We start from the raw sequence: 25,816 nt of genomic DNA, 5'->3' as shown, positions 1-25,816 counted from the left end.
AACTTCGGGTCGGTCCGGATCGGGTTTCGCGTCCCCGAACGCGACGCTTCGAGGGCGCTACTCCTCGAGTCGGTTCTGTAGCTCCTGGACCTTCGAGACGAGTTCGATGGGTGGCGTCGCGTTGACGTCGATCGACTCGAACTCCTCGAGGACCGCCTCGGTGGCGGGATCGATCGGCTGTCCCTCGGATCCGGCCTCCGTGGGACCGCCGTCGGTCGATGCCGCCTGCCTCTGTGACTGCCCCTCGGCTTGCCCCTGGGTCTGCATCGTCCCGCTCCCCAGATCGAAGACCGCCTGAACGGGCTCGCTCGAGCCCCCGCCTTTGGCCTCGATGGCCTTTTCCTCGCGCAGGCGCTCCAGGACGTCCCGCGAGCGGTCGACGACGGGAGCCGGAACGCCGGCGAGGTCGGCCACGTGGATCCCGTAACTTCGATCCGTCGGCCCATCCCGGACGGTACGGAGGAACGTCACCTCACCGTCCCGCTCGTCGGCCGCGATGTGGACGTTGGCGACGCGAGGGAGCGTCTCGGCGAGCCCCGTCAGTTCGTGGTAGTGTGTCGCGAAGAGCGTTTTCGCCTGGACCTCGTTGTGAAGGTACTCGGTCGCCGCCCACGCGATCGAGATCCCATCGTACGTCGCAGTTCCGCGGCCGACCTCGTCGAGGATGACCAGCGACTCCTCGGTCGCGGTGTGGAGGATGTTCGAGAGTTCGCTCATCTCGACCATGAACGTCGACCGGCCCTGTGCGAGTTCGTCCAGCGCGCCGACCCGCGTGAAGATGCCGTCGACGAGGGAGATTTCGGCCGCCTCCGCCGGGACGAAGCTCCCGATCTGGGCGAGTAACACGATGCAAGCGACCTGTCGCATGTACGTCGACTTCCCGGACATGTTGGGCCCAGTGACGACCAGAAAGCCCCGATCCTCGTCCAGTCGCACGTCGTTGGGAACGAACTCCGTCGTCTGCTCGACGACCGGATGCCGACCCTGCTCGATCTCGAGTCGATCACCCCGATGCAGGGCGGGCTGAACCCAGCGGTTTTCGGCCGCGTGGGTCGCCAGACTGGCCAGTGCGTCGACCGTTGCCAGCGCCCGCCCGACGTCCTGGAGCAGTTCGGCTCGCGCGGCGACCGCCTCGCGAAGCTCCACGAAGAGTTCGTACTCGAGTTCGCCGCGGCGTTCCTCGAGCCGGAGGATCTCCCGTTCTTTCTCCTCGAGTTCGTCGGTGGTAAACCGCTTGGAGTTTTTGAGCGTCTTGATCTCCTCGTAGTGGTCGGGAACGCCGTCGGCGGCGGACTTGCCGACCTGGATGTAGTACCCGTCAGTTTTGTTCCGGTCGACGGTGACGTGGGAGAGCCCGTACTGCGCTTTCTCGCGCTCGGCGAGGCTACCGAGCCACTCTTTGACTTCCTCGTGACGGTCGATCACCTCGTCGAGTTCGTCGTCGTAGCCGTACTGGAGGAGTTCCCCCTGCGTCACCGTCGATGGCGGCTCGTCGGCGATCGCCTCCTCGAGGGTTTCCCGCAACTCCCGTGCGAGATCCCGATCCGGCCGATCGACGATCTCCGAGAGGGGTGAGTCGGCAAGCTCCGGGTTCGATGCGACGATATCGGCCACCGCGGGCAGGACCGCCAGCGTCTCCTGAACGGCGAGCAAGTTCCGCGCGTCCGCGCTGCCGTGGGTCGCCTTCGAGGCGAGCCGCGCGAGGTCGTATGCCTCGTCGAGCGTGTCCTGTATCTCGTCGCGGGCGAGCGCTGCCGTCGAGAGCGCGGCGACGCTCTCCTGACGGTCCTCGAGGCGCTCGAGCGAGCGCCGCGGCCGCTGGAGCCACTCCTTCAGCAGGCGGCCACCGGCGCTGGTTTCGGTGTGATCGATCGTCGCGAACAACGATCCCTCGCGCTTGCCCTGCATGGTCTCGGTGAGTTCGAGGTTGCGCTGGGTGGTCGCGTCCAGCGTGACGTGGTCGTCGCCGTGATGGGCCTGAATCCGGGTCATCGAGGCGAGCACGCCCGCACCGGTCTCGTCGACGTAGGAGAGGATCGCGCCGGCCGCTGCGACCGTGGGCTCCCCGACCGTTAGCCGGTCGACGGTCTCGGTGCCGAACTGCTCGCGAACGGCGTGATCGGCGCGCTTGGGCGCGAACGATTCCGTCTCGTGAAGGGTGAGCGCCGCGTCGACCCGCTCCCGGATCGTCCCCAGCAGTTCGTCGTCGGTTCGGACGTCCGGTCCCGGCAGGATTTCGACCGGATCGAACCGGTACAGTTCCGTTAGCGCGTCGTCGGCGTCCGTCGCGTCCGCGACGAGGAATCGCCCAGTCGTCACGTCGGCGAACGCGAGCCCGTACGCGTCCTCGGTCTCGCTCGAGCCGCCGTCGACGATCGCCGCGAGGTACTGGGCGTCGGCGTCGGTCGTCTCGAGCAGGGTGCCCGGCGTCACGACGCGGACGATCTCCCGTGCATGCCCGGAATCGGTCTCGTACTGGTCGGCGACGGCGACGCGATAGCCGCGCTCGACTAAGGCCTTGAGATACGGCGTGAGATCGTCGATCGGCACGCCAGCCATGGGGTAGGACGACCCGTGCGAGGACTTCTGGGAGACTTTGAGATCGAGCTCGTCGCTGACGGTTTCGGCATCGTCGCCGAAGAACTCGTAGAAATCGCCACACTGCATCGCCAATAAGTCGGCGTCGGTTCCCTCTTTCAGGGAGAAGAACTCTCCGACGATACCCGTCGCCTCGGTCATAGTCGGAGACTCTGCTTCCACTGCAAAAACCCTGCGGGATCCGCGGTGAAAGTGGTCGGTCGGCGACCGGCGACCCCATCAGGTTCAGTTCCCGGTACGCCCGAAGGGGAGTCCCGGTCAGTACAACAGCGCGCCGAGGGGCACGTCTTCGTCCGGCGACACTAACACCGGATACCCCTCCTCGCTGGGGACGCCGACGGTCAGCGCCTCGGATTTGAAGCCAGCGATCCGCACCGAACCGAGGTTCGTCGCACACAGCACCTGGCGACCGACGAGGTCGTCGGCGTCGTAGTGGTGGGCCAGTTGGCCGGCGGACTGGATCTCCTCGTCGCCGAGGTCGATCCACAGTTTGGTCATCTCGGGTTTCTCCGCTTCGGGGAACGGTTCGGCGTCGATCACGTCGCCGACCTCGATCGTTACGTCGAACGGGCTCTCGACCATGTCCCGGGATATCCTGCCGGCAACTACTATAGCTCCCGGTTCTCGAGACGGTGTCGCCGGCACGGGATCTATTATGCTCACCGTGGTAGAGGGATGGAACCCGAACGATGTCAGCACATCGAGACCACCGCGTCTTGGTTCCAGTCGACGTTCTCGAGGGCCAGAGCGTGCCACGAACGATCGTCGACGCGTTCGCATCGATTCCGGTCGTCTTGCTCGGCTATCGCGAGGTGCCCGACCAGACCGGGCCCGATCAGGCACGCGAACAGTACGGCGACCGCGTGCAAGCGGAACTCGCGGAACTCCGGACGGTGTTCGAAGACGCCGGCTGTGACGTCACGTCGCGATCGGCGTTCACCCACGACCGGCTGAAGACGTTCGAACGCGTCGCCGTCGACGAATCCTGTGACGCCGTCCTGGTGCTCAATCCGGCACCCGTCCTCGAGACGGTACTCGTCGCGATACGTAGCGACGTCAACGTCGAACACATCGCGGGACTGCTCGGAACGATCCTCACCGACACGGCCCTCGAGCTCACGCTGTTTCACGTCGTCTCGGACGAGGCAGAGCGTGACGGGGGAGTCGAACTCCTCGAGACGGCACGGTCGGAACTGGTCGCTGCGGGCGTCGATGCGAGTCGAATCGACAGCTCGGTCGTCGTCGACGACTCGCCCACGGCCGCCATTCTCGAGGCAGCGACCGACCACGACCTCCTCGTCGCGGGCGAAAGCCGACCGTCGATCCGTCGGTTCGTCTTTCGCGACCGGGCCGAACGGCTGGCCCGTCGGACGGTCGATCCGGTGCTCGTGATTCGCGGCGAGTATCTCGAGTCGGACAAAGAGGACGCGATCGACGGCGACGGATAACGGACGAACTGTCGTCCCCGTTCGATCGATCCGTCCGCGGCTGGACTCGCCACGTTCTGTCTGACTCGCGGCGAACACAACGCGGAGTGAAGATACAAGACTTATTTACTGGAGTTGGATTGATAGACCGAGCAGGTGAAACGGAACCGAACGGTACTGCTGATCGGACTACTGCTGGTCGCACTGAACTTCCGACCGGCGATCACGTCGATACCGCCGGTGCTCGAGGCGATCCGCGCCGATCTGGGACTCAGTTACACTGCGGTGAGCCTGCTTACGACGGTTCCAACGCTTCTGATCGGGCTCTTCGCGTTTTCCGCAGCACCCGTTTCGCGGCTGCTCGGGCGGGAACGTGCGATCCTGTGGGCGACCGTCCTCGTCGGTGTGGGGACAGCACTGCGGGTTTGGGGGGCAACCGCGGTCGTCCTGTTCGGGACCACCGTCTTGATCGGCATCGGGATCGCGATCAGTCAGACGCTCCTGCCGTCGATCGTCAACGATTACTTTCCCGAGCGGGCAGCACTCGTGACCGGGCTCTACACCACGAGCCTGGGCATCGGTGCGGCCGTGGCAGCCGGCGGAACCGCCCCACTGACCGGCGTTCTCGGATCGTGGCCCAGGGCACTCGCCGTCTGGGCGGTGTTAGCCGGTATCGCCGCCGCCGTCTGGGCCCCGATCAGTCGGTCCGACGACTCCGGGTCGCGTGGGGCGCAGTCGACGCAGAACCAGCTTCCGTGGCAGCACACCGGGGCGTGGATCACGACGCTGTTTTTCAGCGCGCAGACGCTTCTGTACTACTCGGAGCTGACGTGGATCGCACCGCTGTACGTCGATCTGGGATGGGAGACGGAACGAGCGGGGTTCGTCCTGACCCTGTTCGTGATCGCACAGCTGGGTGGTTCCCTCGGCATTCCGGCGCTGGCCGACCGCTGGACGGATCGCCGACCGTGGCTCGTGCTGGCGGGCGTCCTGAACGCGATCGGTCTCGTGGGGTTCGTCTGGTTCCCGTTCGTGAGTCCGTGGGGATGGGGCATCCTCACCGGCATCGGGATGGGAGGGCTGTTCGCGCTCGGTCTGACGCTTCCGAGCGATCTGGCCCCGAACGCGGACGCCGCCGGCCGGCTCACCGCGATGATGATCGGCGTGGGCTACGTCGTCGGCGCGGTCGGCCCCGTCGCCATCGGCGGGGCGCGTGATTTACTCGGCAGTTACGACCCGTCGTTCATCGTGCTCCTGGGACTCAACGTCGCGATGCTCGTCACGATGCTGTGGTTCCGGCCGAATCGGAGCGTCGCGTAGTCCGCCGCCTCTGTTTTAACGGCTCATATCGTCGGGTTCCTCGGGATTTCGGACGACGAGTACGGGCCCGACCGATTCGGCAGCGACGCGTTCGGCCTCCTCACCGAAGAGAAACGACCGGAGCGAGGGTGCCTGGTCGCCCATGACGACGGCGTCGTGGCCGGCCGCGGCGTCGACGAGCGCCTCGACGGGAGGCTCGTCGACGGCGAGTTCGGTCGCCACGTCGATGCCGTGCTCCGAGAAGAGCGCGGCGGCGGACTCGAGCGACTCCCGCCCGCCGGCCCCGTCGTCGGTCGCGAGGAAGAGCGTGACGTCGATTTCGCGCTCGTCGACCAGTTCGGCGACGAACGCACAGATCCGTTCGACGGCGACGGTGCCCGTCACCGTCACGAGAAGTCGATCGATCGGCCCGGTCACGCCCGTGATCGCGTAAGCGTCCGCCCCCGTCTCCGACGCGATTCGATCGATCGTTTGCTCCCGGTCGTGCGTGAACACGAGCCGGTGGTCGGCCCGCCCGCCGGCCGCCTCGAACTCCGCCACGAGATCGGTCAGCGCATCGGTCGCTTGGTCCTCGTACTGGAGTCGGGCCTGGTCCGGCGGCGTCTGCTCGGGCAGGACGTGGTAGCCCAGCACGGTCACGTCCATCGGCTCGAGCAGCGTCGTCAATCCGGCCGAAATCGATTCACCCTCGAGTATCGCCAGCGGAACGAGTACGTGTGTCATTATAATACCCCCTTCAGCGTCACGTCTCGGGCGTAGTAGGCGTGCCACCCGGCAGTCGCGATCATGATACCGATACCGATGAACTGTGACGTGCGTTGCATGAACCCGATCAGGGCGAAACTGGCGAGCGCGCCGAGTATCGGGACGGCTGGATAGCCGGGAACGCGGAAGTCGGGATCGTACCACTCCGGTTCGTCGCGACGCACCGCGAGCAGCGCCACGCAGATCAGCCCGTACATGACGAGGTGCAGAAACGAGGCGACTTCCGCGAGCAGTTCAACGCGGCCGGTCGCGACCAACAGGAGTATCGGCCCACCGGCCATCCCAAGCGCGACGTGTGGCGTGCCATAGCGGAGATTGATGTGACTCGCGCGTCGTGGTAACAGGGCGTCCTTCGAGACGGCGTAGATGGCTCGAGACGTGCTGAGGACCGACGCGTTGGCACTCGACATCGTCGCGAGCAGTCCGCCGAAGACGATCGCGAACGCCCCGGCCGCGCCGAGATAGTGGCGGCCGACCTCGACCATCGCCGTCTCGCCGAATTCCGAGAGTTGCTCGCTCCCGAACGCACTCGTCGCGACGAAGACCGTCACGACGTAGAGAACGCCGACGATGACCACGGAGCCGACCATCGCCAGCGGCAGGTTTCGACCGGGATTTTTCATCTCCCCGGCGACGGTCGCCACCTGTGCAAACCCGAGATACGAGGTGAACACGAGCGCCGCGGTCGTCAGGATGGGGAGCGTCCCGAACGGTGCGAACTGCTCGGGTGCGGTCGGTTCGCCGACGAGTCCGACTGCATCGAGTCCGCCGTATCCGAGGAAAACCACGAGAATCGACAGCAACAACGCGACGATTCCGTTTTGGAGTTTCGCCGCGTTTTCCGTCCCCGTGACGTTCAAAACGGTAAAGCCCGCGCCGAACAACAGCGCCAGCGGAATGACGAAGCCGTCACCGACCGTGACGCCGAGTTCCGCGAGCGTATCGACGGCGTAGTAGCCGAAGCCGACGAGGTAAAACGCCGTCGCGAACACCAGTCCGAACCACAGCGACAGCCCGACGACGGTCCCGGCGAGCGTGCCCAGCCCGCGGGAAATATAGTAGTAGCCGCCCCCGCTTTTCGGCATCGCCGTCGCGAGTTCGGAGGTCGGCAGCGCGACCAGGAGGGCGACGAGCGCGCCGATGGCGAACGACGCCGCCGCAGCGGGGCCGGCCTCCCCGGCTGCCAGCCCCGGAAAGACGAAGATGCCGGCGCCGATCATCGTCCCGATCCCGATCGCTAATCCACCGGAGAGCCCGAGCGTCCGCTCGAGTTCGGCGTCGTCCGTGATCGTGGCTTCGTCGGTCTCGACTGTCGGCTCGACCTGTGGGGACTCCCCTTCGATGTTGGTCCCACCGGTCGACGACGTGTCGCCCATGATGACAATGATTCGTGCGGTCCATAAATCTCTACTGCTGGCTGCACGTCGCTGGGACCGCCGCCGGCATCGAGCGATCGGGCCCTATCTAGCCGAGTCGACTCCGTTCGAGTCGTCGTTGTCCCCGCTCACACGCCGGTTCAGTTGATGCGATACCGCGGCCGATACCAGTACCAGTACACCACGATCACGAGCAGGACGGCCAGTCCGCCGAGGAAGAAGAGCAGTCCCGGTGGGACGGTTTCGAGGACCGGTTCCGCCGCGTCCGTGGCCCCGTCGGTGGCGTTTTGCAGCGTCTCGTTGTCGGCATCGAACCTCGGGTCTACCGACCCCGAATCCCCCGCCCCGGCGTCCCCGCCCCCGGCGTTTTCGGCGGCGCCGCCGTCTTGGTTCTCCACGTCCGCGATGCCGACGTCGTCTCCGCCGTCGGTCGTCTCGGCATCCATGCCATCGTCGGCCGAATCGACAGCCCGATCGTCCCGCGAGCGTTCGTCGGTCGACTCGGTGGCCGCTCCGTCCGGTTGCCCCCCGTCGCCTCCCGCTGCCGGCTGTTCGGTCCCGCCCGGCGTGGTGCCCGTGCTGGTTTGCCCGAGCCATCGGGTCACCCCATACTGGACCAGCAAGCTCCCGCCCGCCAGCACACCGATACCGCCGACCAAGCGCGAGAGCGCCTCCTTCAGTTGCGTCGCCCGCGATTTGTCGCTGGTAACGATCAACGGCCCGTCGGTCGTCGCGTAGACGCTCATCTCGTTGCCACGCGAGGAGTACCAGGTGTCGACTACCTCGACGAGTCCGGCGTCCTCGAGCTTCTCGAGGTGGTAGCGGACGTTCTGGATCGAGGAGTCGATCGCGTCGGCGACGTCGCTGGGGGCGCCGGGTTCGTCGTCGAGATGCGAATAGATCTCCCGTGCCGTCGTCGAGGAGAGCGCGCCGAACACCGCGTCGGCGTCCTCGCCCTCGAGGTCGACGACGCGGGGCTGGCCCTCTTCGGTAGCCGTCTCGGAGCGAAAGGGGAACAAACGGGCCATACGGGTGTCGATTCCTAATCGCTGTCAGACACACATACTCTTTTTCCTCGGTGAAAGCGCGATTTTAGCTACCGAAAACCACGGCACGCGATCGGGTGGCCCGACCGATGAATAAATCTCTTCGATATCCTGGATCGAATAGTAAGAGTTACCCATATCGCGACAAAGGGTCGCACATGCGTCGGAACGAACTGGGGCGCTGGCTCGTACTCGGAGTCGTTCTTGCGGGACTCGCGATCCCGTGGTTCCTGTGGGGGTCGGCGACCATCGTCGCCGGGCTTCCGGTCTGGCTCTGGTGGCACGTCGGCTGGATGGTGCTGGCGTCGGCCGTCTTCTGGGTCTTCACACAGCGAGCATGGGGAATCGGCGTCGAAACCGACGGAGGCGGTCGGGGCTCACGGGGCACGGGGCTGACCGATCCCGATCGTGCTCGAGACCGGCAACCCGGTGGTGATCCGCCGTGAGACCGGTCACGCTGCAGCTGGCTATCATCGTCGGCTACCTCATGATCGCGCTCGCGGTCGGGCTGGTCGCCTACCGACTGACCGACCGCACGGCCGAGGATTTCTATCTGGCGAGCCGAACGCTCGGGACGGTCGTCCTGCTGTTTACGACCTTCGCGACGCTGCTGTCGGCGTTTACATTCTTCGCCGGCCCGAACATCGCCTACGCGCAGGGCCCCGAGTGGATCCTCGTCATGGGGTTGATGGACGGCATCATCTTCGCGATACTCTGGTACGTCGTCGGTTACAAGCAGTGGCTGCTCGGCCAGCGATACGGGTACGTCACCCTCGGGGAGATGCTCGGCGACCGCTTTGGCTCGCGGTGGCTCCGTGGGCTCGTCGCCGGCGTTAGCCTCATGTGGCTCTTTCCGTACGTCATGCTCCAGCAGGTCGGGGCTGGGACCGCACTCGAGGCGCTCACCGAGGGCGCGGTCTCCTACGCCGCCGGGGCCGGCCTGATCACCGCGTTCATGATCCTCTACGTCGTGGTCGCGGGGATGCGCGGCATCGCCTGGACCGACACGCTGCAGGGTGCGTTCATGCTCGTCACCACCTGGGTCGCCGTGCTGTGGGTGCTCGCGGCCGTCGGCGGCCCCGGCGCTGCGACGGACGCGCTCGCATCCAACCCCGACACCGGCGGCTTCCTCTCGCTTGGCAGCGACTACTACACGGTCCCGTGGATGCTTTCGACGGCGATCACGATCGGCTTCGGCGTCGCGATGTTCCCGCAGGTCAACCAGCGCTTCTTCGCCGCGGGATCCAAAACGGTCCTCAAACGGTCCTTCGTCCTCTGGCCGATCCTCTGTGTCCTCCTCTTCGTCCCCTCGTTCATGCTCGGTGCGTGGGCCGCCGGCCTCGAGGTGGCGGTTCCGGAGGGTGCGAACGTCCTGCCGCTGGTCCTCGCGGAATTCACGCCGACCTGGTTCGCCGCGCTCGTCATCGCCGGCGCGATGGCCGCGATGATGTCCTCCTCGGACTCGATGCTGCTGTCGGGGTCGTCGTACTTCACGCGAGATCTCTACCGGCCGTTCATCGAGCAGGACCTCTCCGATCGCCGGGAGGATTTGATCGCCCGCTCCGGGGTCGTGATCTTCGCGACCGCTGCGTTCGTCGTCAGTCTCGTCCAGCCCGCAACGCTGTTCGAGATCGGTAACGCAGCCTTTAGCGGCTTCGCCCAACTCGCACTGCCGATCCTCCTCGCCCTCTACTGGCGCGGAACCACGCGAGCGGGCATCACTGCCGGAGTGGTAGTGAGCCAGCTCTTCTACATCCTGAGTCTCTTCCTCGCTGTCGTTCCGAACTCCTACGCCGGCTGGTCGGCCGGCATCGTCGGCATGGGACTCGGACTCGTCGTCACCGTCGTCGTGTCGCTCGTCACGTCGCCGGCGGCCGCCGAACGGCGCGCGATCTACTTCGACCGACTGGGCGCGGACTGAGGGGGTTTGCCGTACCGATCGACCGGCGCACCCGCAGGACGGGTCGTGGCTGGGCCGGCACTGACGTACGGTAGTCCGTCCGAGCGACTCGGAACCGCCACCCTGAACGGCCCCGCCCGTGTACGCGACGACGATGGCTATCGACCTGCCGCCCGCAGTCGCCGACGACTGGCGTCGTCTCGGCGGCCGAACCGACGAACGCAGCCTCTCGCTGGCGACGGTGACCGCCGAAACGACCGTCTTCGAACACCGACCGACCGCCGACGCCCTCGAGCGGCTCCGATCGGACGGTGATGTCCCGGCCCGATCGCTGTTCACCGTCGACCTCCACGTCAGTCCCTCCCTGTCGGCCATCGGACTCTCACCGGCCGACGCGCTCGAGCTGGCCGCCCCCAAAGCCCGCGAGGTGTTCGTCGAGACCGTCGAGGACGATGGCATCGCCGTCGGCGGGGAACGCGCGAGCGAATTCATCGACCGGCCCGATGGAGCCGTCGGCCATCTCACCGTCCTCGAGGCGTCGTATCCGACCGACGGAGCGACGGCGACCGACAGCGGTACGAGCGCCGACAGCGGTACGAGCGCCGACAGCGGTGACGAAACCGCGACGATCGACGCCGAAGCCCACGTCGCCGTCTGGCCCGCCGCCGACGCGTACGTGATGGCCGGCGGGATCGTCCCGCTGGAGGCCCCCGACGACGCGGACCTGCTCGCGGCCGCCCTCGACGTCGATCCGACCCGCGACCGCGAGGCGATCGTCGATCTGTTCCGGGGACTCGACCTCGAGCCCGCGTCCGACGGTTGATTCGGGTTCGCAAACGGGCTCGATCTTTCGTCGGCTCCTCGTCGCCAGCCCGGCCAGCCACATCACCCCGTCCGATCACGGCCGCGAAGTTATACATAATATTACACGACGATTATCAAAATCCGTACTAATTTATCCCCGGGGAGACAACCGGATGGTATGGATTACCAAGTCGTGGATCCAGAGACGCACGGTCGACTGTCGGATCGGCCATGCCGGACCCATTCGATCACTGGCGCCGACGACGGGATGACGTTCGACCAGCTCGGCGTTCGGCTGTACGTCGCCGAACCCGGCGAACAGCTTCCGCTCCAGTATCACTATCACGAAACGCAAGAGGAGGCGTTCTACGTCCTCTCGGGGACGCTCAACGTCGAAACCCCCGAGCGAACCTACGACGTCGAGGCGGAGAACGTGTTCCTCGTGGAACCGGGCAACCCACACCGCGCGTTCAACTCGGATGAATCGACCGACACCGTCCGCGTCCTCGCGATGGGCGCCCCGACGAACGACGGTGGGCAGCCATACGAGCCATAATGTACCGTTCGAATCATTAAAAAGGATACTAAATCGTCACGTCTCTTCTCCGTCCGGGAGGATGGCCACGGACGACGCATCGACGGACACCGACGATCCCCACACCAACGGTACGAGAACTGGTGCTTTTTATAAACGGCACCGCAACGTATCGGGTATGCAAACGCACATCGTTCCGGTCGGCTTCGACTACGACCGGCTGATCGCGCCCCTCGTGCGCGATCAGATCGACGTCGACAGCGTCATTCTCCTCGAGGGGGCCGTCGGGAGCGAGGCCAACGTCGAGTACTCGCGACATCTCTCGAAGAAACTCGAGACGGACTTCAAGAACCTGCTGGGGGCCGAGACCGAGCGGTTCGTCTTAGAGGACGTCTACGACTACGACGACGCCTTCGAGCAGGCCTACGAGCTCATCACCGCGGAGCTCGACCGGGGCAACGAGGTCTGGGTCAACGTCGCCGCGATGCCCCGGACCGTGAGTTTCGCCTTCGCCAACGCCGCCCACTCGCTGATGGTCGAACGCCAGGAGGACCGCGAGGGGATCCACACCTACTACACCGCCCCCGAGAAGTACCTCGAGACCGAACTCGCCGAGGAACTGCGCGAGCAGATCGCGCTGCTCGAAGACCTCGGCGAGGCCGACGACATCGCGGACGACCGGATCACGAGCCGCCTCGAGAGCGCGTGCGATCTGTTAGACGAGTTCGACGAGCGCGGGACGACGATCGGCGCGAAGGAGATCGACGGCAAACACATCGTCGAGTTGCCGGTTGCCTCCTTCTCGAACGTCAAGCCCTTCGAGGAACTCATCCTCTACAAGCTCGGCGAGGACGGCGAGTTCGACTCCGTCTCGGAGCTCGCGGAGTCGCTGGCCCGCGAACTCAACGAGGAGTACACCGATAGCTTCCGGTCGAAGGTCATCTACAACGTCGACCGGCTCGGTCCCGGCGGCAAGGGCTACATCGAACGCGAGGAACACGGCAAGTCCTACCGGACGCGGCTCTCCCGTATCGGCGAGTTGTGGGTGCGAGCCCATTCCGACGACGACTCGAGGTAGCGACGACCGGCCGATCGGTCGGCCGTCTCGCGTCCGCCGGATCAGAGCAGCCCGAAGCGTGATAGCCGAGAGAAGGAGACCACGGTTTTCGCGCGGCTGGTCCGTCGGGAACGGCGATCACTCCTCGTCGAACTCGAGGGCGAGGGAATTGATACAGTAGCGTTTGCCCGTCGGGTCGGGGCCGTCTTCGAAGACGTGGCCCAGGTGGCCGCCGCAGTCGGCACACAGGACCTCGGTACGGCGCATGCCGTGGCTGGTGTCGGTTCGGGTGTCGACCAGGTCGTCGTCGACGTCGTAGAAACTGGGCCACCCGCAGCCGGAGTCGAACTTCGTCTCGGAGTCGAACAGTTCGGCCCCGCAACCGGCACAGGCGTAGGAACCGTCCGCCTTGTGATCGACGTACTCTCCGCTAAACGGGGTCTCAGTGCCGGCCTCGCGGAGGATCCGGTACTCCGCGTCGCTCAGTTCCTCGCGCCATTCCTCGTCGCTCGTCGGGACGGCATTCGGCTCGTTGCTCATGGGTGGCCGTTAGTGGGAGACACTCAAGAGTCTGTCTGCCCCGGTTGCCGGTCGCGGCCCGATCGCCCATCGGGAGCGGTGTCCACAATCCATCGAGACGGAGCGTCGGCTCGAGCGGGCCGACTCACCGGCTGGTGATGACGTCCGTACTCTCACAGTCGGGACACTGGGTCATCCGGCCGAGTTTCGGAACCTCGATCCGCTGCCATTCGTCGTCTCCGCCGGGTGCTTCGAACCCACAGTTCCGACAGCGTGACCGTTCGCGCGTGCGGTGGTCGCTTGCCATAGTCCGTGATATGTCATAGGGTCACATAGGCGTTTATGCAGGCAGCTGCGAACGTCAGGGGTTCCAACGGGAGCTGTGACCGGTCGTCGAGCGGCGACCGGTCACCGCTACGCCACGATTGACAGGGGTGAGCGTGGATCGCGTTGCTCGTCCGGGCCGACCACGCCGACGCGTGCCGTCAGGCCCGTCGAGCCGCATTGGGTTCGATCGGAGACCGGCTCGTCGGTGTCGCTGTGCCCTCGAGGGCCCGACTTCGAGTGAATCGGTGTCGTCGTTCCCCATCCGGTGTCGGACGGACTACTGTAAGCCGGTGCAACCGGGACTATCCTGGGGTCGCACCGGTCGAACGGTACACCAGACCGTATCAGCGCTCGAATCGTCGCTCGCGTGGATGAGGAGTCCAGCACACCGGATCTCCGTGGTGGTTGTCAACGAACACCTATATAAATATTGACTGCCCAACGCGACCGCTCGGTCTCGAACCGGACGATCGGAGCCACCCCATTCGGCGACTGGCAGGACCGGACGGGAGCAGTCGCCTTTCTTGCAAACCGGCCGCTCGGCTCAGGAGACTCGATCGGCGTAGCGCACCGGAACGGTCGCCGAACTGTCGATTCTGACCCCGTGTGCGTACCACTCCTGTTAAGCGTTAAGCCAGGGCAGGACGTATTCGCAGGCGATGGCTTCCCGGCAGGACCTCGCTGCGGCGACGCTCGAGACGCTCCCGATCACCATCGCCGTCATCGACGACGACGGCGAGATCAGGCTGACGAACCGATCCTGGCGCGAGTTCGCTCCCGAGAGCGAGGACCACCTCGGTGTCGACTACATTGCGACTGCCACCACTGCGGACGACGAACACGCCACTCGAGCGGTTGCAGGGATCGAGCGCGTGCTCGACGGTGACCAGGAGTCCTTCGAGATGGAGTATCCCTGTCACTCACCGGCGGCAAAGCGCTGGTTCATGATGCGGGCCAGCCGGTTTCGCGACGGCGACGAGCGACTGGTGTCGATCGTCCACGTCGAGATCACCGAGCGGAAACTCGCCGAGATCGCCGCCGAGGAAAACGCCCAACAGGTCCGCGACGAACGGCAGGCGCTCGAACACGTCCTCGAGCGCGTCGACGGACTCGTCCGTGATGTCACCGACGCCGCCGTCGGTGCGGAGACGCGGGGAGAGATCGAACGCGAAGTCTGTGCGCGACTCACCGAAACCGATCCCTACGTGCTCGCGTGGATCGGCCGGGCCGACGTCACGAACCGGCGGCTGTCCCCCCAGGAGTGGGCCAGCGAGGGGGACGTTTCCCTCGAGGACGACGAACTCGTCATCGGGACTGACGAAAGCCATCCCGCGATTCGGGCGTTCGAGGACGGCCAGCCACGCGTTATCCAGGATCTCGACGCGTTCGACGCTGCCGACCGATGGTGGCCAGAGGGGGCCGGCGAACACGTCCAATCGCTCATCGCCTTGCCGTTGACCTACGGTGAGATCACCTACGGCGTCCTCGTCGTGTTCGCCGCCGACCCCGAGGCCTTCGACGAACGGGAACGCTTCGTTCTCGAGTCGCTGGCGGAGACGATCGCGACCGCGATGAACGCGCTCGAAGTCAGGCGGATGCTCACGACCGAGACCGTCGTCTCCATGGCGGTTTCCCTCGAGGATCCGTCGCTGTTCGTCACGGCGTTGTCGACTGCCGTCGACGCTACGATTACCTACCGCGGCGTGACCTACGACGCTAACGGGACGCCGCTCGTCTTCCTCCATGCCGATCGCGAACTCGACGCTGCCAGCGTGCAGGACGCGTTCGAGAACGGACGCGACGTAGAAATCCTCTCCGAGACCGAGAGCGACACCGTCCTCGAGGTCGAGGCCGAAGACGGACTCGTGACGGTGCTGAGCGAGTACGGTGGGGTGATCCAGGAGCTGACAGTCACCGACGGTGTCGCCGATCTCGTCCTCGAACTCCCGGACGGGCGATCCGCACGGTCGGCGTACGACCTGCTCGAGCGCCGATACGACCGTGTCGAACTCGATAGTTATCACGAAACGGAAGAACCCGCCCGGACCCGGAAGGACATCGTGACGCGACTCGAGTCGTCGCTGACCGACCGACAGCTCATGGCGCTTCGAAAGGCCTACTACGCGAACTACTTCGAGTGGCCCCGAGACATCTCCGGCGAGGAGTTGGCCGCGTCGATGGACATCTCGCGGTCGACGTACCACCAGCATCTACGGACTGCCCAGCGAAAACTCCTCGACGAACTCCTCGAGTGATCCGCCGTACTGACACTGCGTACAGCGGTCGTCCGAACATAGTGAGGGGGTGGTATTTTATATACATCTGTCGTATCGTATACATCCGTTCACTGTCGGAGGGTCAACGGGGCAGAGAATGCAACAGGAACACATCGACGCAGGCAAGACGATACAGAAGCGAACCGGGAAGACGTTCTATCTCGCGACGCGGTTCCTTCCCGAACGAGTGCGCCACGCCACGCACGTCCTCTATGCGTTCTTCCGGATCGCGGACGAGGTCGTCGACGATGCGGCGGACGTCGATCCGGAGACACAGCGCGCGCAACTCGAGGACATTCGGGCTCAGGCGCTGGGCGAGCAACCACCCGACGATCCGGTGCTCGAGGCGTTCCGGGAACTCACGGAGCGATACGGGATCGACGATGCGGAAATCAATACGTTCATCGACGCGATGGCGACCGATATCGAGACCAGCCGGTACGAAACCTACAGCGACCTCGAGTCCTACATGCGAGGGTCGGCCGCGTCGGTCGGTGTCATGATGACCGCGATCATGGAGCCGGAGGCCGAGGAGACGGCGATTCCCCACGCCGTCACGCTCGGCGAGGCGTTCCAGATGACGAACTTCCTGCGGGACGTCCGCGAGGACATCCTCGAGCGCGATCGGATCTACGTTCCACAGGAGACGCTTCGGGACCACGGGGTCGACACCGAGCAGATCGAACGGCTCGAGTACTCCGAGTCGTTCGGCGCGGCGATGGCCGCCGAGCTCCAGCGGACCGAAGAGCTCTATCGAGAGGGCGTCGCCGGGATCCGATACTTGCCCGAGGACTGTCAGCTCCCGGTCTTGCTGGCGGCGGTTCTCTACGCGGAACACCACACCGTCATCCGCAATCAGGAGTACGACGTGCTTTCGGCGGAGCCATCGCTGTCGACGGTACGAAAGCTGTGGTGTCTCGCGAAGACGCGCTGGCACTGGCACTGGAATCGAGATCCCGAAGCAGTGTTCCAGCGGGTCTCGGCGGTGCCGACGGCCGACCGAGATCGGCACAGCCCCGAACACGGGGACGGCGTTCCCACCCGGTCGTAACCGTCGCATTATCAAGCCCCTCGATATAGTGGCTCACCGTTCGTTGTCTTCACGGCCAAACGGCTGCGTATGTCCACGGAAACCAGTTCCGGGATCGGTGACGAAGAACGACAGATGGCACGCACGACGGCGATCGGGCTCGGTATCTGGCTCGCCCTGACGATCGCCGCCGTCGTGTTGTTGCTCCTGTTCGGCGACGCCATCTCGAGCCTGTTCGTGTGAGACGGTCTACTGTAAGTTATCGCCGGTGGGACCGCGACCGGTCTACGGTCCCATCGGTGAATCGTTATAGCAAACCGTACGAGCCCCCGAGTCGGTGCGACCGCGGTCGTGCTGGCGCTACTCCGAAATATCGTCGCTCGCGAGCGCGGTCGTTTCGGCGACGATGAACTTCGCGAGCTTGCGTTTTGGATGTTCGTCGACCAGATGCTCCTCGAGTTGTTGACCGGCGGCCGGCGGTTCCCGACAGACCGGACACTCGATCGGTTCACGAGTCACCATAGTGGTGACAACAGTCTCACACGCAAAAGTGACTCCCTGGCATACTCGTCCCGGCGCGATCCGTTCCGAATCGGTCCACGCCTCCGCCGTGTTAGGTTCCGAGCCACCTGTTCGCCATCGTCGCGAGGTCGTAACGGTCGGTCCTCAACAGCCCGAGACAGAACAGGCCCGCGACTCCAGCGGCCAGCCAGTTGCCGTACAGCGCGTTGATCGTCCCCCAGAGCAACACGAAGCTCACCAGATCGTCGAGTGCGAACGCACAGGTTCGGACCCGCTCGAGCAGCGCCGCGCGATCGAAGGCTAGCTCGACGAGGAGGACGGCGACGGTCCCGGAGAGGAGCCACCCCCGGTAATTCGAGGCGGGGACGCCGTAGTAGCCCCCGGGCGGCACGTATTCCCAGAAGCCGATCGCGACGGCTGCGGGGTCGAGTACGAGGTCGATCGCGACGACGGTGGCGATCGCCCCGGGCACTCGCACGAACACGTTCTCGGCCCGTTCGCCGAAGACCAGCAGCGTCAGCAGGTAGGCGTTGAGTACCAGGGGCACGAAAAACAGCGGGAGGGCGAGGGGGATCTCGCCACCCACCATCGGTCCGAGCCGAATCCCGTACTCGAAGGCGCCGTAGGGCCAGTCCGTCCGCACGCCAACGAGTTCGATCGCGTACGTGTACGCGGTCAGGAGGCCGAGAGAGGCGATCGCCCGCCGATCGATGCGGGGCAACAGGGCGACGACCAGCGGCGAGCGCATCACCAGCGTTCCAAACAGGATCAACAGGGGATTGTACGCGAGCGGCGGCGGCAACAGTTCCTCGGCGCTTGCGACCAGCGTCACTGCCCCGATCACCGGGAAGACCACCGCGATCGTGAACCGATTCGCGCGGACGAGCGCCTCCAGACGGCGCTGGACCGCCGCTCGTGTCGCGTCACGTTCGGTGTGAGCGCGCTCGCCGTGGGACCCGCCCCTGCTGTCCCGCTCGTGAGAGGACGGTCCCGAAGGAGCGTCCGTCCCCGACCTCGAGGCGGGGTCCGAACCCGGACTCGAGCGAGGTCGATTCGAGTCGCTGCTATCCATAGAGGAGCCTCCAGAGGCCGCCCATCGTCAGGAGCGCGCCGACGACGGTGTTGATCGCCGGGAACCACCAGTACGCTCGGTCGACGGCGACGCTCGCGGTGGCGATCGCGGCGACGAGTCCCGGATAGACCAGCATGAGCGCCCCCAGCCGGACGTCGAACGTTCCGAACGCGGCGGCGCTCGCGAGCCAACAGCCGGCACAGTAGCCGTAAGTCCGATGTTCGCCGAGTACCGTCGCGGTCGTTCGGATACCGGTCTCGCGGTCGGGCTCGATGTCGGGGATCGCCGAGAAGGTGTGCATCCCCATCGCCCAGAGCCAGCCGCCCGCGATCGCGAGGAGGGGCGGCTGTGTGCCCGAAACGGCGGCGTATGCGGCTGCGCCCGGCGTGATGTAGAGCCCGTTCGAGAGCGAATCGAGCAGCGGCGTCGTCTTGAACCTGGCCGGCGGCGCGCTGTAGGCCGCACCGAGGAGGAGAAAGGCGACGAGCCACGGTATCGCGGCCCTCGCCAGCAGCGGCGCGAACAGCAGCGGCAGGGCTCCACAGAGCCCGACGGCGAGGGGAACGTACTGCTGTCCCCGGTACCGCGTCTCCCGGTCGTCCTTCTTCGGGTTCGCCGCGTCGATCTCCCGGTCGTAGACGTCGTTGATCCCGTAGAGGAAGACGTTCGCCGGCAGGAGGAAGTACGCGAACAGGGCGATCGTGGCCGGGGTAAACAGGTCGTCGACGGACGCCGCGGCGTAGGCGACTCCGACGACGACGGGCCCGGCCAGATACAGCCAGAAGCGCGGCCGCGAGAGGGTCAACAGGTACGACAGCTGGTCGCCGACGCTGGCTTCACTCGCTGCCGCGGATTTCGAAGTCATCGTTGGAGTCTCGAGCGTGTGCGATCGTGGGTTCGGATCGGGCTCCGTTCGTCCCGACGACTCATTCCGTGGCTCACGACGGCCGCTTCGGGGTGCCGTGATCCTCGAGTACCTTCTCGGCCGTCAGGTCGCCGCTGATGAGACACATCGGGACGCCGATGCCGGGTGTGGTGTCACCGCCCACGAAGTAGAGTCCGTCGACCTCTTTCGACCGGTGTGGGGGTCGGAAGAGCGCGGTCTGCCGAAGCGTGTGGGCCAGTCCCAGCGCCGTCCCGCCGTAGCTGTTGTACCGGCCGGCGAAGTCTTCGACCGAGAACCGCTCCTCGAGGACGATCCGATCCCGGAAGTCGGTTCCCGTATTCGCGGCGATGTCCTCGAGGACGAGGTCGCGATACTCCTCGCGGCGTTCGGGGGTGTCCTCGAGTCCGGGTGCGATCGGCACGAGGACGAACAGGGCGCTGTGGCCATCGGGCGCGACGTCGTCGTCGGTTTCGGAGGACACACACAGGTAGTAGGCGGGGTCGTCGGGCCACTGGGGGTCCTCGAAGATCTGATCGAAGTGCTCCTCCCAGTCGGTCGGCAACACGAGCGTGTGGTGAGCGAGTTCCTCGACGTCGCCCTCGACGCCGAGATAGAGGAGGAACGCGGAGGGCGCGTAGGTCCGTTCGTCCCAGTAGTCGGCGTCGTGGCCGCGCCGTTCGGGAGTCAGCAGTTCCTGTTCGGTGTGTGCGTAATCGGCGTTGCTCACGACCAGATCCGATCGGACCGGCCCGGCGGGCGTTTCGACCTCGAATCCGCCCGTGCGACCCTTGATCTCCGTCGCGGGACGATCGGTGTCGTACTCGACGCCCAGTTCCGAACCCAGTTCCGCGACTCCATCGATGACCGCGCCGATCCCGCCGTCGGGGTACCAGACGCCGAGGTTGAAATCGACGTGGCTCATCAGGTTGTACAGCGCCGGCGTGTTCGTCGGCGAACCGCCCAGGAATACCAGCGTGTACTGCATTATCTGCTGGAGTTTCGGATGGTCGAAGTAGCCCTCGACGTGGCCCTGCATCGAGCCCAGCAGCGAGAGTCCCCGCGCCTGGCGAGCCACGTCGAGATCCAGATAATCGCGAAGGCGTTCCCGATCCTCGTAGACGAAGTGTTTCATCCCGACCTCATAGTTCTCCCGTGACTTCTCGAGGTAGCGCTCGAGTGTGTCGCTGGCACCCGGCTCGTACTCCTCGAAGACGGCTTTCGTCCGCTCGAGGTCCGGCGTGATATCGACCTGGTCACCGTCTTTGAAGAAGATTCGGTAATGGGGATCGAGATGCGAGAGCTCGTAGTAGTCGCTCGGCGTCCGATCGAAGTCGGCGAAGAACCGCTCGAAGACGTCGGGCATCAGATACCACGAGGGACCCATGTCGAACGTGAAGCCGTCTTTCTCGAGGCGACTCGCCCGGCCACCCAGCTGTTCGTTCTTCTCGATGACGCGGACGTCGGCACCCGCATCGGCGAGGTAACAGGCCGTCGAGAGCCCACCGATCCCGCTCCCGATCACGACGACCGACTCACCGGCCAGCGATTGCATGGTCGAACGTGAGTATCGGACGGATGTTAAACGTGTGTCATACATAGGTAGGGAATCGGATGATACCGTCCGAGCCGACCGGCCCGGTGGGTTCCTGTGGGTTGGAGCCGTAGGGTGCGTATGGACGGAACGACAGCCGTCGTGACTGGCGGCACTCGCGGTATCGGACGCGCCGTCGCCGAGGCGTTCGCAGTCGAGGGAGCCGCCGTCGTCGTCGGCGCTCGAGACGGCACGGACGTCGACGCGACCGTCGACGCGCTCGAGGCGACGGGTGCGACCGCAGACGGCCACAGGACCGACGTTCGCGACGAGTACGACCTCGAGCGGTTGACCGAGACCGCCTCGCGGACGGGCGGGGAAACGGGTATCGACGTCGTCGTCCCCGCGGCGGGCGTCTACCACGGCGAGGCGGGGCAGACGCCGACGGACGACGAGTCGTATGCCGCGTTCGACGATCACTGGCGGACGAACGGCCGCGGCGTCTACGCGACGATCCGCGAGTCGCTGCCGCACCTGAACGACGGGGCACGGGTGCTCGTGCCGACGGGCTCGGTCGCTCGAGACGGGGAGGCAGGATACGGCTCCTACGCGATCTCGAAGGCGACGGCGGAGGCCGTTACTCGCGGCTTCGCCGCTGACACCGATCACGTCGTGGGCTGTCTGGACCCCGGGATCGTCGCGACGGGGCTGTCGGGAGGGAACGGCCGCGATCCGGACGCCGTCGCTCCGATGTTCGTCTGGGCGGCGACCGAGGCGGAGCCGACGGCCGTCGACGGGGCGGTCGTCGGACTGCGCGAGTGGAAGCAAGCGACGCGGTAACGGTCGAGGACACGAGTGCCTCGAGTCGATCCCGAATGGGTGTCGTCGGCGCTCAGAAGCCGACGGCCATCAGGAACAGCGCGACTGCGATGATCGCGAACAGCCCGCCAACGCCTTTCTTGATCGTTCCCGTGTCCAGTGTGGCCGAGACGTATGGCGCGATCTGTCCGCCGAGTGTCGTCGCGGGAACCGTCCAGACGACCATGTTCCACGGCGTCGAGGCGAGGTCCATCGTATGGCCACCGGGGACCAGACCGCCGCCAAAGACGTGGACCATCGAGGCTAACACGGCCGTCGTCGCGACGACGATGTGATTCGTGCCGATCGCGACCCGGACGGGGACCTCGGTTCGGAGCATCGAGATGATGCCGAGTTCGCCGATTCCGAAGCCGGCCAGCCCCTGAAAGACGCCGCCGACGCTGTAGTTGGCGAAGCGCTCGAGATACCCCGCGCGAGAGTACCTGTAGTCGTTGCCATCACGGTCGACGCGGGTTACCGTGCCGGCATCGTCCGTTTCGACCCCGGCCGGACCGAGTTTGTTCGCGTCGTTGGGGAGTTCGCTCGCGGTGCCCCCGTCGGCTGCGGCCGTCTCGCCGCCGGAGCCACCGCCGGGTTCCTCGTGGCCGAGGTTCGCCCGGAAGAGGAGGTACGACGCCGCGAGGAGTGCGATCCCGAGTAGCGCGTGGAACAGCGGCTCCGGAATGACGAACGAGAGCAGTGCTCCCCCGACGACGAACGGAATACCGCCGAGAACGAGCGTCGCGCCGAGTCGGCGATCGACCAGTCCGTACTGAATAAAGGCGAGCGCGGAACTCGAGAGGCCAAAGGACTCGCTGATGAGGCCGATTTTCACCAGCGTATTGGGTTCTAACGGATACGCCAAAAGCGGGAAGACGAAGATGAGGAAGGGGACGAACAGCGCGGAGCCGCTGATCCCGACGGTATTGACGATCATCGCGCCGATGACGAACGCGATAAATAGCCACCAGTACTCGAGCCAGTAGGTGGTCCCTGGGTTGGCAGGCTCCGTCGGTGCGAAGAAGTACACACCGACGATGAACACGAGTGGTGCGAGAAATACGACGAGGTGTTGATACTTGAGAAAGGTCTTCTGGATGCTGGAAGTCGATGCCGAAGGTGTCATTGAGCCGTGAGCGCTGCTTTGTGAGGTCCAAAATAAGAATATTGTCGTCTATCGCGGCCCTGTGAACCGTTCGTATGGGGGGGTGTCGTGGGAACCGGCCGGCACCCGTTTCGTCCCACGCGCTCGGAATTTCCCCACTATTTATCACACTAGATGTGCTACATGCTACCACAATGAGTTTTCCAGAGGGGCCCCACAACCCGGGTGAACAGCCCGCAGTAGACGACAGCGGTGACGCGACCGATCGTGCCCCGACGGACGGACTCGTCGCGACCGTCCTCGAGTCGCTCCGGTTGCATTCCCGGACCTGGGCGGACCGCTACGTCGAGATGCGCGTCAGTGCGCGGACCGACCGTCGGGAGTAACGACTTCTCGTGGTTCGCTACGGTCGACTCGACTGGTTCTTCGGACACGCGACGGAGCGAACGCTCGCGTGAGCACCGTCTCGCGTCGTCCGGCTGACGGCAACGATTATACGGTCCCGTGTTGTGTGGTATCGTGGCGAACGAAGATGAACGAAGTTGCAACGAAAGCGGTCACCTGTCCGCACTGTGGGGAGAACGCGAGCGTCCCGCTCCCCGGCGGGGAGACGGAAGTGAAAGTGCGGAAATCGATCGCGGCGTTCGGCGAGCACACCACGGTCACGTGCTCACGGGGCCATACCTACTGGGTATACTTCTGTTAACACGCCTCGTTTTGGCGGTCCTATCACCGGAGTACCGGCGAGTCATCGAGTACAAGCGCCAGCGCGGCCGCTGCGGGCGATCTGTCGGTGGGAGAAATCTAGTAGTTAGCGGAACCGATACCGGGGATCAATCGATGTGGCCTTCACGACGCAGTTGATCTGCGTCCTGGCCGGTGTAGCGCCATTCGATGGTGGCTTTCTCGTCTTGCCAGTCCCAGGGTTCGGCGACGACGATGTCGTCTTGCTCGATCCAGGTTCGGTATTTCATGCGACCCGGAATGCGGCCGAGTCGCTCCTCGCCGTCCTCACAGCGGAGGCGAACGTGGTTGCCTCCGAGGTGTTCGGTTACGACGGCGAATACTTCATCGCTGTTGGGCATACGGAGGTTCCGTCGCCCGGAGTCTTCTGTCACAGTTTAACTACGTGCGGTAGACGTTTAAATGGTTGGGGAGTCGTGGTAGCGTGGGCCGTACTGCTACAAATCCGTGCACCGCTCATCCGAACGGCCCTCCGATCGTGACCGTTCGTCGGACGGATCACTGTCGATTCGGCGGCTACAACTCGCGGTCCGAATCCGGATTCTCGAGTTCCCACAGGAGTTCCGGCAGGAACGCCTCGAGGTTGTCGATAACGCTGCGCTCGCTGACGTTCAGTCCCTCGCAGTGCTCGTAGGCCGAGTCACGAATGTCGACGTGGAGGTCACCGTCCTCGAGCCAGACCCCGAGGGGAAAGACCGAACAGCGGGTGGGTTTCCAGTCCTCCTCGAGGTGGAGCGAACAGAGGCCGTCCTCCCGGAGGAACGCACAGGCCGAGCCGTCCTCGCCGACGTGGTCCTCGCGGTCTTTGCCCTCGCGCGTGACGAACTTCTCGCCGCGAAACTCCGTCGTGGTCTCGGCGAGGTTCGCCCGCTGGGCCAACTCGAGGAGGTCCCTGTCGTAGAGGAGCACGCCGTGATGACAACACCACGTGCAGTCGTCGACGCACTCGAAGGTAAGCTCGGGATCGAACTCGACGACGACTTCGCGGTCGGGATACACCTCGACGCGTCGGTGGTCGGCGCTCACGTGTCGTCGGTGGGCGGTCGCCGTGAAGTGCCTTTCTACCCGTCGTTTCGAACGGTCGTCTCCGAACTGTCGCCGCTTCCTCGAACACCCCTGCCCGTTGTCCCGCCCGGCGGCGGATCGGTCGGGACGCCGTCTCACGCCCTCGAATCCGTCGATTCGCGACGCGCTACGTGCGGACCGTCTCCCGCTCGAGCGGCAGGGTCTCGCGTTCGCTCGCATCGACCACGGTATTGCGGAGCGTGCCGACGCCTTCGTAGGTAATTTCGACGGTGTCGCCGGGTTCGACGAGACCGGGGTTGGCTGGGCTGCCGAAGGAGACGACGTCGCCGGGACGGAACGTGACCCGGCGGGAGAGGTGCGCGATGATCTCGTCGGGGTCGAACAACATCAGTTCGGTGTTGGCCTCCTGGCGGCGCTCACCGGCGACGTCGGTGTACATGTCGATGTCGGTCGGCTCGACGGCGGTCTCGATCCACGGCCCGAGCGGGCCGGACGCGTCGAATGCCTTCCGGGGCGTCCGCTCGCCCTGATCGAGCGCGTCCATGTCGTTCAGGATCGTGTAGCCACGGACGACCTCGGACACCTCCGCTTCCGAGAGGTTCCGACAGGGCTCGTCGATGACGGCCGCAAGCTCGCCGGCGTAGGTCAGTTCGTTCGTGACCGTCGGATACGGAATCGGATCGCCGTGGCCGACGAGCGACGCCGGCGGCTTGATGAAGAAGTCGGGCTCGTCGGGGCGTTCGTAGGACATCTGGTCGATCGTCGCCGCGAAGTTCCGGCCGATACAGTACAGCGCCGAAGGTTCACAGGGTGGCAGGAATCCGTCGTCCGCCCCGACCTCGTAGAGGCCGTCGTCGGCGTGAACGACGCCGTCCTCGTATCGTCCGGATACCGGGCCATCGTCGGTCGCGATCCGCGCGAGTTTCATTGTCGGCGGTCTCGAGGCCGGGAGATTAGTGGTACCGGTTCGCGGCCGAATCGGTCCGGTTCGACCGGGTCGCTCGAGACGACGGTACACGCGTATCCAATTGTGGTGCCCGTTTTCCGGTCGATGTCATCCTCGTTCCGAATACGGCATATTATAATATGCGT

General features: G+C 65.2%; 28 protein-coding genes. 13 read left to right on the top strand and 15 right to left on the bottom strand.

Annotated elements, in window-relative coordinates:
- Nucleotides 1-57: 57 nt before the first annotated feature.
- Both mutS and CP557_RS11955 read right to left on the bottom strand, forming a co-directional pair.
- Nucleotides 58-2,739: a DNA mismatch repair protein MutS gene (gene mutS, locus CP557_RS11960; RefSeq protein ID WP_097380117.1), complete on the bottom strand. Its 2,682-nt coding sequence runs from the start codon at nucleotides 2,737-2,739 to the stop codon at nucleotides 58-60.
- Between the two features lie 117 nt (nucleotides 2,740-2,856).
- Entirely contained in the window at nucleotides 2,857-3,180 is a 324-nt protein-coding gene (locus CP557_RS11955; protein ID WP_097380116.1) for a tRNA-binding protein, read from the bottom strand.
- Between the two features lie 107 nt (nucleotides 3,181-3,287).
- Between CP557_RS11955 and CP557_RS11950 the strand changes: the two genes are divergently transcribed.
- On the top strand, nucleotides 3,288-4,046 hold the full coding sequence (locus CP557_RS11950; protein ID WP_097380115.1) for a universal stress protein: 759 nt from the start codon (nucleotides 3,288-3,290) through the stop codon (nucleotides 4,044-4,046).
- Nucleotides 4,047-4,181: 135 nt separating this feature from the next.
- The gene (locus CP557_RS11945; RefSeq protein WP_097380114.1) at nucleotides 4,182-5,345 is read left to right on the top strand and encodes an MFS transporter; all 1,164 of its coding nucleotides are present in this window, start codon (nucleotides 4,182-4,184) and stop codon (nucleotides 5,343-5,345) included.
- A gap of 15 nt (nucleotides 5,346-5,360) precedes the next feature.
- Here CP557_RS11945 and CP557_RS11940 read toward each other — a convergent pair whose 3' ends face one another.
- The 3 genes from CP557_RS11940 to CP557_RS11930 all read right to left on the bottom strand — a co-directional run bounded on the left by CP557_RS11940 (nucleotide 5,361) and on the right by CP557_RS11930 (nucleotide 8,514).
- Entirely contained in the window at nucleotides 5,361-6,068 is a 708-nt protein-coding gene (locus CP557_RS11940; protein ID WP_097380113.1) for a universal stress protein, read from the bottom strand.
- The gene (locus tag CP557_RS11935) at nucleotides 6,068-7,486 is read right to left on the bottom strand and encodes an APC family permease (protein WP_097380112.1); all 1,419 of its coding nucleotides are present in this window, start codon (nucleotides 7,484-7,486) and stop codon (nucleotides 6,068-6,070) included. The genes CP557_RS11940 and CP557_RS11935 overlap by 1 nt, the downstream gene beginning before the upstream one ends.
- Before the next feature lie 140 nt (nucleotides 7,487-7,626).
- Nucleotides 7,627-8,514, bottom strand: a complete 888-nt coding sequence (locus CP557_RS11930; protein WP_097380111.1) for an ArsR/SmtB family transcription factor — start codon at nucleotides 8,512-8,514, stop codon at nucleotides 7,627-7,629.
- A gap of 176 nt (nucleotides 8,515-8,690) precedes the next feature.
- Here CP557_RS11930 and CP557_RS11925 point away from each other — a divergent pair, with 176 nt between their 5' ends.
- From CP557_RS11925 to CP557_RS11905, 5 genes are all read left to right on the top strand, one after another.
- Nucleotides 8,691-8,978 carry a DUF3311 domain-containing protein gene (locus CP557_RS11925; RefSeq protein WP_097380110.1) on the top strand — a complete coding sequence of 96 codons (288 nt, stop codon included), beginning with the start codon at nucleotides 8,691-8,693 and terminating at the stop codon, nucleotides 8,976-8,978.
- The gene (locus tag CP557_RS11920) at nucleotides 8,975-10,453 is read left to right on the top strand and encodes a sodium:solute symporter family protein (protein WP_097380109.1); all 1,479 of its coding nucleotides are present in this window, start codon (nucleotides 8,975-8,977) and stop codon (nucleotides 10,451-10,453) included. Before CP557_RS11925 ends, CP557_RS11920 begins: the two co-directional genes overlap by 4 nt.
- Nucleotides 10,454-10,586: 133 nt before the next feature.
- Nucleotides 10,587-11,255 carry a hypothetical protein gene (locus tag CP557_RS11915; protein ID WP_097381623.1) on the top strand — a complete coding sequence of 223 codons (669 nt, stop codon included), beginning with the start codon at nucleotides 10,587-10,589 and terminating at the stop codon, nucleotides 11,253-11,255.
- Between the two features lie 159 nt (nucleotides 11,256-11,414).
- A complete protein-coding gene (locus CP557_RS11910; protein ID WP_097380108.1) occupies nucleotides 11,415-11,792 on the top strand; it encodes a cupin domain-containing protein in 378 nt (125 codons plus the stop codon).
- 157 nt (nucleotides 11,793-11,949) lie between these two features.
- Nucleotides 11,950-12,849 (top strand): HFX_2341 family transcriptional regulator, encoded by a 900-nt coding sequence (locus CP557_RS11905; protein WP_097381622.1) that lies wholly within the window; start codon nucleotides 11,950-11,952, stop codon nucleotides 12,847-12,849.
- A gap of 117 nt (nucleotides 12,850-12,966) precedes the next feature.
- Here the strand turns inward: CP557_RS11905 and msrB are convergent, their stop codons facing one another.
- A complete protein-coding gene (gene msrB / locus CP557_RS11900; protein ID WP_097380107.1) occupies nucleotides 12,967-13,368 on the bottom strand; it encodes a peptide-methionine (R)-S-oxide reductase MsrB in 402 nt (133 codons plus the stop codon).
- A gap of 124 nt (nucleotides 13,369-13,492) precedes the next feature.
- On the bottom strand, nucleotides 13,493-13,654 hold the full coding sequence (locus CP557_RS22590) for a hypothetical protein (RefSeq protein WP_169924377.1): 162 nt from the start codon (nucleotides 13,652-13,654) through the stop codon (nucleotides 13,493-13,495).
- A 679-nt stretch (nucleotides 13,655-14,333) separates the two neighbouring features.
- Here CP557_RS22590 and CP557_RS11895 point away from each other — a divergent pair.
- The 3 genes from CP557_RS11895 to CP557_RS22585 all read left to right on the top strand — a co-directional run bounded on the left by CP557_RS11895 (nucleotide 14,334) and on the right by CP557_RS22585 (nucleotide 17,223).
- Nucleotides 14,334-15,929, top strand: a complete 1,596-nt coding sequence (locus tag CP557_RS11895; protein WP_097380106.1) for a bacterio-opsin activator domain-containing protein — start codon at nucleotides 14,334-14,336, stop codon at nucleotides 15,927-15,929.
- Nucleotides 15,930-16,047: 118 nt separating this feature from the next.
- On the top strand, nucleotides 16,048-17,001 hold the full coding sequence (locus CP557_RS11890) for a phytoene/squalene synthase family protein (RefSeq protein ID WP_097380105.1): 954 nt from the start codon (nucleotides 16,048-16,050) through the stop codon (nucleotides 16,999-17,001).
- 69 nt (nucleotides 17,002-17,070) lie between these two features.
- Nucleotides 17,071-17,223, top strand: a complete 153-nt coding sequence (locus CP557_RS22585) for a hypothetical protein (protein WP_169924376.1) — start codon at nucleotides 17,071-17,073, stop codon at nucleotides 17,221-17,223.
- Between the two features lie 117 nt (nucleotides 17,224-17,340).
- On the opposite strand, the gene CP557_RS22580 is transcribed toward CP557_RS22585, so the two are convergent.
- The 4 genes from CP557_RS22580 to CP557_RS11875 all read right to left on the bottom strand — a co-directional run bounded on the left by CP557_RS22580 (nucleotide 17,341) and on the right by CP557_RS11875 (nucleotide 21,012).
- On the bottom strand, nucleotides 17,341-17,502 hold the full coding sequence (locus CP557_RS22580) for a hypothetical protein (RefSeq protein ID WP_169924375.1): 162 nt from the start codon (nucleotides 17,500-17,502) through the stop codon (nucleotides 17,341-17,343).
- A gap of 91 nt (nucleotides 17,503-17,593) precedes the next feature.
- The gene (cruF, locus tag CP557_RS11885; protein WP_097380104.1) at nucleotides 17,594-18,574 is read right to left on the bottom strand and encodes a bisanhydrobacterioruberin hydratase; all 981 of its coding nucleotides are present in this window, start codon (nucleotides 18,572-18,574) and stop codon (nucleotides 17,594-17,596) included.
- Nucleotides 18,567-19,439 (bottom strand): prenyltransferase, encoded by an 873-nt coding sequence (locus CP557_RS11880; protein WP_097380103.1) that lies wholly within the window; start codon nucleotides 19,437-19,439, stop codon nucleotides 18,567-18,569. Before CP557_RS11880 ends, cruF begins: the two co-directional genes overlap by 8 nt.
- Nucleotides 19,440-19,512: 73 nt before the next feature.
- Nucleotides 19,513-21,012 (bottom strand): phytoene desaturase family protein, encoded by a 1,500-nt coding sequence (locus tag CP557_RS11875; protein ID WP_097380102.1) that lies wholly within the window; start codon nucleotides 21,010-21,012, stop codon nucleotides 19,513-19,515.
- Nucleotides 21,013-21,132: 120 nt separating this feature from the next.
- Between CP557_RS11875 and CP557_RS11870 the strand changes: the two genes are divergently transcribed.
- Nucleotides 21,133-21,831, top strand: a complete 699-nt coding sequence (locus CP557_RS11870) for an SDR family NAD(P)-dependent oxidoreductase (protein WP_097380101.1) — start codon at nucleotides 21,133-21,135, stop codon at nucleotides 21,829-21,831.
- A 52-nt stretch (nucleotides 21,832-21,883) separates the two neighbouring features.
- Here CP557_RS11870 and CP557_RS11865 read toward each other — a convergent pair whose 3' ends face one another.
- The gene (locus CP557_RS11865) at nucleotides 21,884-22,975 is read right to left on the bottom strand and encodes a sulfite exporter TauE/SafE family protein (RefSeq protein ID WP_097380100.1); all 1,092 of its coding nucleotides are present in this window, start codon (nucleotides 22,973-22,975) and stop codon (nucleotides 21,884-21,886) included.
- Nucleotides 22,976-23,148: 173 nt separating this feature from the next.
- Here CP557_RS11865 and CP557_RS11860 point away from each other — a divergent pair, with 173 nt between their 5' ends.
- Together CP557_RS11860 and CP557_RS22575 are read left to right on the top strand one after the other, a co-directional pair.
- On the top strand, nucleotides 23,149-23,340 hold the full coding sequence (locus CP557_RS11860) for a hypothetical protein (RefSeq protein ID WP_097380099.1): 192 nt from the start codon (nucleotides 23,149-23,151) through the stop codon (nucleotides 23,338-23,340).
- 146 nt (nucleotides 23,341-23,486) lie between these two features.
- On the top strand, nucleotides 23,487-23,660 hold the full coding sequence (locus tag CP557_RS22575; RefSeq protein WP_169924374.1) for a hypothetical protein: 174 nt from the start codon (nucleotides 23,487-23,489) through the stop codon (nucleotides 23,658-23,660).
- A 127-nt stretch (nucleotides 23,661-23,787) separates the two neighbouring features.
- On the opposite strand, the gene CP557_RS11855 is transcribed toward CP557_RS22575, so the two are convergent.
- From CP557_RS11855 to CP557_RS11845, 3 genes are all read right to left on the bottom strand, one after another.
- The gene (locus tag CP557_RS11855; protein ID WP_081603348.1) at nucleotides 23,788-24,072 is read right to left on the bottom strand and encodes a translation initiation factor eIF-1A; all 285 of its coding nucleotides are present in this window, start codon (nucleotides 24,070-24,072) and stop codon (nucleotides 23,788-23,790) included.
- Nucleotides 24,073-24,214: 142 nt separating this feature from the next.
- Nucleotides 24,215-24,724 (bottom strand): YkgJ family cysteine cluster protein, encoded by a 510-nt coding sequence (locus CP557_RS11850; RefSeq protein ID WP_097380098.1) that lies wholly within the window; start codon nucleotides 24,722-24,724, stop codon nucleotides 24,215-24,217.
- 166 nt (nucleotides 24,725-24,890) lie between these two features.
- Nucleotides 24,891-25,652, bottom strand: coding sequence for a fumarylacetoacetate hydrolase family protein (locus CP557_RS11845; protein WP_097380097.1), 762 nt, complete (start codon nucleotides 25,650-25,652; stop codon nucleotides 24,891-24,893).
- Between the last annotated feature and the right edge of the window lie 164 nt (nucleotides 25,653-25,816).

Origin of the sequence: Natrinema ejinorense (assembly GCF_002494345.1) — an archaeon.
Taxonomy (GTDB): Archaea; Halobacteriota; Halobacteria; order Halobacteriales; family Natrialbaceae; genus Natrinema; species Natrinema longum.
This window is presented reverse-complemented; position numbering and strand designations above follow the sequence as displayed.

Excerpts from the sequence above, each read along its gene's own strand:
- CP557_RS11910 (WP_097380108.1), top strand. The coding sequence starts at position 11,415 with ATGGATTACCAAGTCGTGGATCCAGAGACGCACGGTCGACTGTCGGAT.
- CP557_RS11865 (WP_097380100.1), bottom strand. The coding sequence starts at position 22,975 with ATGACACCTTCGGCATCGACTTCCAGCATCCAGAAGACCTTTCTCAAG.
- CP557_RS11925 (WP_097380110.1), top strand. The coding sequence starts at position 8,691 with ATGCGTCGGAACGAACTGGGGCGCTGGCTCGTACTCGGAGTCGTTCTT.
- CP557_RS11880 (WP_097380103.1), bottom strand. The coding sequence starts at position 19,439 with ATGACTTCGAAATCCGCGGCAGCGAGTGAAGCCAGCGTCGGCGACCAG.
- CP557_RS11870 (WP_097380101.1), top strand. The coding sequence starts at position 21,133 with ATGGACGGAACGACAGCCGTCGTGACTGGCGGCACTCGCGGTATCGGA.
- CP557_RS11875 (WP_097380102.1), bottom strand. The coding sequence starts at position 21,012 with ATGCAATCGCTGGCCGGTGAGTCGGTCGTCGTGATCGGGAGCGGGATC.
- CP557_RS22590 (WP_169924377.1), bottom strand. The coding sequence starts at position 13,654 with ATGGCAAGCGACCACCGCACGCGCGAACGGTCACGCTGTCGGAACTGT.
- CP557_RS22575 (WP_169924374.1), top strand. The coding sequence starts at position 23,487 with ATGAACGAAGTTGCAACGAAAGCGGTCACCTGTCCGCACTGTGGGGAG.
- CP557_RS11895 (WP_097380106.1), top strand. The coding sequence starts at position 14,334 with ATGGCTTCCCGGCAGGACCTCGCTGCGGCGACGCTCGAGACGCTCCCG.
- CP557_RS11940 (WP_097380113.1), bottom strand. The coding sequence starts at position 6,068 with ATGACACACGTACTCGTTCCGCTGGCGATACTCGAGGGTGAATCGATT.
- CP557_RS22585 (WP_169924376.1), top strand. The coding sequence starts at position 17,071 with ATGTCCACGGAAACCAGTTCCGGGATCGGTGACGAAGAACGACAGATG.
- CP557_RS22580 (WP_169924375.1), bottom strand. The coding sequence starts at position 17,502 with ATGGTGACTCGTGAACCGATCGAGTGTCCGGTCTGTCGGGAACCGCCG.
- CP557_RS11935 (WP_097380112.1), bottom strand. The coding sequence starts at position 7,486 with ATGGGCGACACGTCGTCGACCGGTGGGACCAACATCGAAGGGGAGTCC.
- CP557_RS11860 (WP_097380099.1), top strand. The coding sequence starts at position 23,149 with ATGAGTTTTCCAGAGGGGCCCCACAACCCGGGTGAACAGCCCGCAGTA.
- CP557_RS11905 (WP_097381622.1), top strand. The coding sequence starts at position 11,950 with ATGCAAACGCACATCGTTCCGGTCGGCTTCGACTACGACCGGCTGATC.
- CP557_RS11845 (WP_097380097.1), bottom strand. The coding sequence starts at position 25,652 with ATGAAACTCGCGCGGATCGCGACCGACGATGGCCCGGTATCCGGACGA.
- mutS (WP_097380117.1), bottom strand. The coding sequence starts at position 2,739 with ATGACCGAGGCGACGGGTATCGTCGGAGAGTTCTTCTCCCTGAAAGAG.
- CP557_RS11955 (WP_097380116.1), bottom strand. The coding sequence starts at position 3,180 with ATGGTCGAGAGCCCGTTCGACGTAACGATCGAGGTCGGCGACGTGATC.
- cruF (WP_097380104.1), bottom strand. The coding sequence starts at position 18,574 with ATGGATAGCAGCGACTCGAATCGACCTCGCTCGAGTCCGGGTTCGGAC.
- CP557_RS11950 (WP_097380115.1), top strand. The coding sequence starts at position 3,288 with ATGTCAGCACATCGAGACCACCGCGTCTTGGTTCCAGTCGACGTTCTC.
- CP557_RS11915 (WP_097381623.1), top strand. The coding sequence starts at position 10,587 with ATGGCTATCGACCTGCCGCCCGCAGTCGCCGACGACTGGCGTCGTCTC.
- msrB (WP_097380107.1), bottom strand. The coding sequence starts at position 13,368 with ATGAGCAACGAGCCGAATGCCGTCCCGACGAGCGACGAGGAATGGCGC.
- CP557_RS11890 (WP_097380105.1), top strand. The coding sequence starts at position 16,048 with ATGCAACAGGAACACATCGACGCAGGCAAGACGATACAGAAGCGAACC.
- CP557_RS11930 (WP_097380111.1), bottom strand. The coding sequence starts at position 8,514 with ATGGCCCGTTTGTTCCCCTTTCGCTCCGAGACGGCTACCGAAGAGGGC.